This is a genomic window from Streptomyces sp. NPDC001732 (assembly GCF_053596315.1).
Window position 1 is genome coordinate 1 of record NZ_JBSFFY010000167.1, and the last position, 3,566, is coordinate 3,566.

Sequence of the window (3,566 nt, forward strand, 5' to 3'; positions counted from 1 at the left end):
TGATCAGGGCCCAGCGCCCCGGGTCACGGTAGAGGTGCATCCGCACATCCACTGCGTAGAAGTAACCGTTGTCGGGATGAGGGAGCTTGAACTCGATGGCGCATTTGTCCAGTTGGGCGAGAATATCGTTTGCTTCGATCACGTCGGCGGACGCTACCAGGGCTGACTGACTGTGGAGCTTGCCTCACTTCGTTTGGAGGAAGCCCTCGATGTCCGCGGCGACTTCCCCTTCCCGCGGCAGCTCGACGCCTCTTCTACGACTGTCTGAGCTCACGGTGCGATGCGCTGTTCGAGCTGGTCGAGGCGGTGCTGTGCGTGGCCGGCCCGGTGCGGTCGCTGGTGGATATGGCGCTGTGCGCCGAGACGCGGCGCGGGCACGGCGGGCCGTACGACGGGGTGAACGTCCGGCGGATCGAGATCGCGCGGCTGGCGGTGTTCGGCTGGGCCCACCGCTACAACACCCGCCGACGACACTCCCGCCTGGGCCAGATGTCCCCGATCAACTACGAGAACGCCCTCATCGAGAACTCGACTACGCTGTCGCTGGTCGCTTAAACCCGCGTCCAATATCCGGGGTCAAGGCCCCTCAGTACCGGCTTCCCCCGCATGACCCTGATCCGGATCACCGACGACGGGATGCGGCGGCGACAGATCGCCGTTGGGATCCTCACCGACCTCGAACGGGAGCTCAGCACCCACCTGGGTGCCAAATTGGCCGACGCGCTCCGCGAAGCGCTCAATCGACCTTGGCCGATCAGGCTGCCCAGGCACCCGGTCGAGCCGGAACCGACCCGCCGTGGCTTGATCGGCTATGAATGTCCGTTGGCACCGGTGATGATCTCGGCGCACAACTTGAGCAGTTCCTCATCGCGGGTGACGGCGTCGCTGGACCAGCCGTTTTCCACATACGTGTGCCGTTGCGCGGCGGTCGTCTCGGCCCGGACGATAGGCAGGAATGACTCGGCCGCCGGTCCCAGATCTCTGACAAGCTTCGCGATGTCCACTCGGTGCAGGGGGCGGTTGTGCCAGGCGAAACGCAGCTGTGGTTCCTGCGCGCGGAAATCGCCGGTGATGCGTGTCAGGGCGATGGCGGTGATGGCCCGTAGCCGAACATTGTCCCCGGCGGACCGGCGCTCGATGAGATCGACCAGCGGCGCCGCTGCCGGGCCGATGGCGGCTGCGACCTCGATGGCGGATTCTCCGGCGGTATCCGGGGTGTTCGCGAGATCCGTTCTCAGTAGAGGCAGCACGGTATCGATGTCGCGTTCCACGGCCCACAACGCCTCGATGACCGTCAACCACACCTTGGGCTTCTGTCTGTCGGCCAGCTCGCGGATCGCGGGTAGTGCGGTGCGGGCCGCCGGACCGAACTCTGTGAAAGCTTGGAGAGCGCTGCCGACCGGCCTGCCCAGTCCCGTCCGGACGGCCAAGTCCAGGGCCGCTTCCACCTCCGGCAGCAGTTCCACGGCACCGAGCCGCCGAACAACCGTGACCAAGTGGTCGAGGTGGCAATTGTCGGGGTCCATCTGCTGACGTGCCAGTTGTTCGCGGAGAGCCGGGATGAACATCGCTCTGTGCTCGCGGAACTTCTCCAGCATCGGCGCCAGCGCGAAGGTCGCCGCGTCCTGGGCGACGGCCGCCGCGAGAGCCGGCAGCACACGCTCGTCGCCGAGCTCCCCGAGGATCTTGATCATGTCGTTGTGCGGGTCCTGGTAGGGATCGTCACACCTCGGCCCGGAGGCGACTTCGGCCAACAGGAAGTCGGCGGCCGGTGCGGCGAGCTCGCCGAGGTGGCGCAACGTCTGCACCGCGTTGTCGCGCACCTCTTCATCCGATACCGCCAGCAACTCGCCGATCTGCAAGACGAGCTCCGCATAAGAACCGCGCCACCAATCCATCATTCTTCCGGCTAGGTGCAGCGCTTTGATCCGGGGCTCGGGGGCGGGGTTCCGCAGCAACTCCCGCACGATCGGCAGCCGCTGCGTGATCCGCGCGCCGAGCGCGTCGTCGAGAACCCAGACGAGCTCGGCGGTCCGGGCCTCGGCGAGCTTGTCCCGCTCCGCCTGGAGCAAGGCGACGGCCTCTTCTGCCGGTTCGGCGTCACGGTAATACGGCGCGGCCCGCGTGAGATGCGCCAGCGCCGCGAGCCGGATGACCGGGTCCGCGTCGTCGTCGACCATCCGGGCCAGCCAGGCCGCGGCGATGTCGGCCGTCTCGGGGTCGCGGAACGCGGCGTCCGCCCCGGCCTGGATCAGCGACACACGACACGGCACGTCCTGTTCGACCGCGAGCCGCTCGGCGAGCAGCCCGACCGCGCGCGTGCCGTCGGGCAGAAACGAAGCCACCCCCGCCGCCGCCCCACGCCGCACCTCCGGATCGGCGTCGGCCAGCAAAGGCACGAACTGCTCAGCCCGCTCGCCGATGGCGGAGCCTGCCTCCCGGTTAGGCCCGAACCCGGATCTCCCGATGCTCACGATCAGTTCCACGACCGGCCCCCGATCGGCGCGGACCACGTCGGCGATCAGCTCGAAGAGGAAAGGCAGACACGCCACCGTTTTGTCGTAGACGGCACCCTCGTAGTGGATGCGTTCTTCCAACTCGTCGAGTGCGAACCGCCGATCTCTCGGATCCTCGGCACCGAGCGCCCACAGGAGCTCCGGCACGTCCTCGGCCTCGAGCGCGGCCCAGTCAACGGCGTCGATGTCAACTACCACGAGCCGTATTATCGCAGACCGCGCGGACAGTCCTGACGGCAGGGATGCTCATGTGCTGGCCCCATGTCGTCGCCGCGAACCGGGCCTTGAGTGGGCCCGCGGCCCGGTGCTCGGCGTATCGGCTCAACGCGGCCTTCAGTCGTACCCGCGAGTCGAACAGTCCCACTCCGTGTTCGGCCAGGAACTCCATCCATTCCTTGACCACCCGTGCGTAGTTCTCCCACGAGCTCGGCGCCGGTGCCCCACTGGCCGGGAGCTCACGCAACCACTGGTTCACCACCGCCGTCGGACGCGGCGCTGCCGGACCGTTCTCGAATCGCAGGTCGTCGTCGACGAGCACGGGCATCCCCTCAGGGATCAACGGCCGATGCTCGACGTCCCAGGACTCCCAGCCCCGGGACGAGAAGAAACTCAAGATCATGGGCGCTGACAGTAGAAACACCACACGGCTCAGCGCAAAGCCCAAACTCCCAGGCCACCAGCGCAGTTGGAGCCAATCGCCACACGGAAACTAAGAGGGCGTTTGATCTAGGCAGATTGCTCTTTATGCCCTAGTAAGTTCCTCGCCAGGTGGGGGTGGTCTCGTCCGTTATGCGTTTGGCGAGGTTGTCGATCGACGCGATATGGATCATCGCTTCGGAGCTGGCCAGGAGGGTCTCGTAGTCGCGGGCGAGGCGCCTGCGCATCATGATCCACCCCAGACTTCGCTCGACAACCCAGCGTCTTTTAACGACATGAAAGCCGCGAACTCCGGGGTTTGTCGGCGTACAAGCGAACGTGCACCACCTCGTACGGATGAAAGTGCACCATTCTTGGTGCGGTGACGGGGTGTCGGCCATGAGTCTGCTGCTG

General features: G+C 66.3%; 4 protein-coding genes and 1 pseudogene. 1 reads left to right on the forward strand and 4 read right to left on the reverse strand.

Annotated elements, in window-relative coordinates; translation table 11 throughout:
- A partial coding sequence (locus ACWCXX_RS40945) for a DUF7003 family protein (protein WP_451136358.1) occupies nucleotides 1-142 on the reverse strand: 142 nt, incomplete at its 3' end.
- A 203-nt stretch (nucleotides 143-345) separates the two neighbouring features.
- Between ACWCXX_RS40945 and ACWCXX_RS40950 the strand changes: the two genes are divergently transcribed.
- On the forward strand, nucleotides 346-555 hold the full coding sequence (locus ACWCXX_RS40950; RefSeq protein ID WP_451136360.1) for an IS3 family transposase: 210 nt from the start codon (nucleotides 346-348) through the stop codon (nucleotides 553-555).
- A 254-nt stretch (nucleotides 556-809) separates the two neighbouring features.
- On the opposite strand, the gene ACWCXX_RS40955 is transcribed toward ACWCXX_RS40950, so the two are convergent.
- The 3 genes and pseudogenes from ACWCXX_RS40955 to ACWCXX_RS40965 form a co-directional block, all read right to left on the reverse strand.
- Complete coding sequence (locus tag ACWCXX_RS40955) at nucleotides 810-2,714, reverse strand: hypothetical protein (protein WP_451136355.1); 1,905 nt, start codon at nucleotides 2,712-2,714, stop codon at nucleotides 810-812.
- Nucleotides 2,704-3,135, reverse strand: a complete 432-nt coding sequence (locus ACWCXX_RS40960; protein ID WP_451136356.1) for a hypothetical protein — start codon at nucleotides 3,133-3,135, stop codon at nucleotides 2,704-2,706. The genes ACWCXX_RS40955 and ACWCXX_RS40960 overlap by 11 nt, the downstream gene beginning before the upstream one ends.
- Before the next feature lie 130 nt (nucleotides 3,136-3,265).
- Nucleotides 3,266-3,472: pseudogene (locus ACWCXX_RS40965) on the reverse strand (transposase); the annotation flags it as partial.
- Nucleotides 3,473-3,566 lie beyond the last annotated feature (94 nt).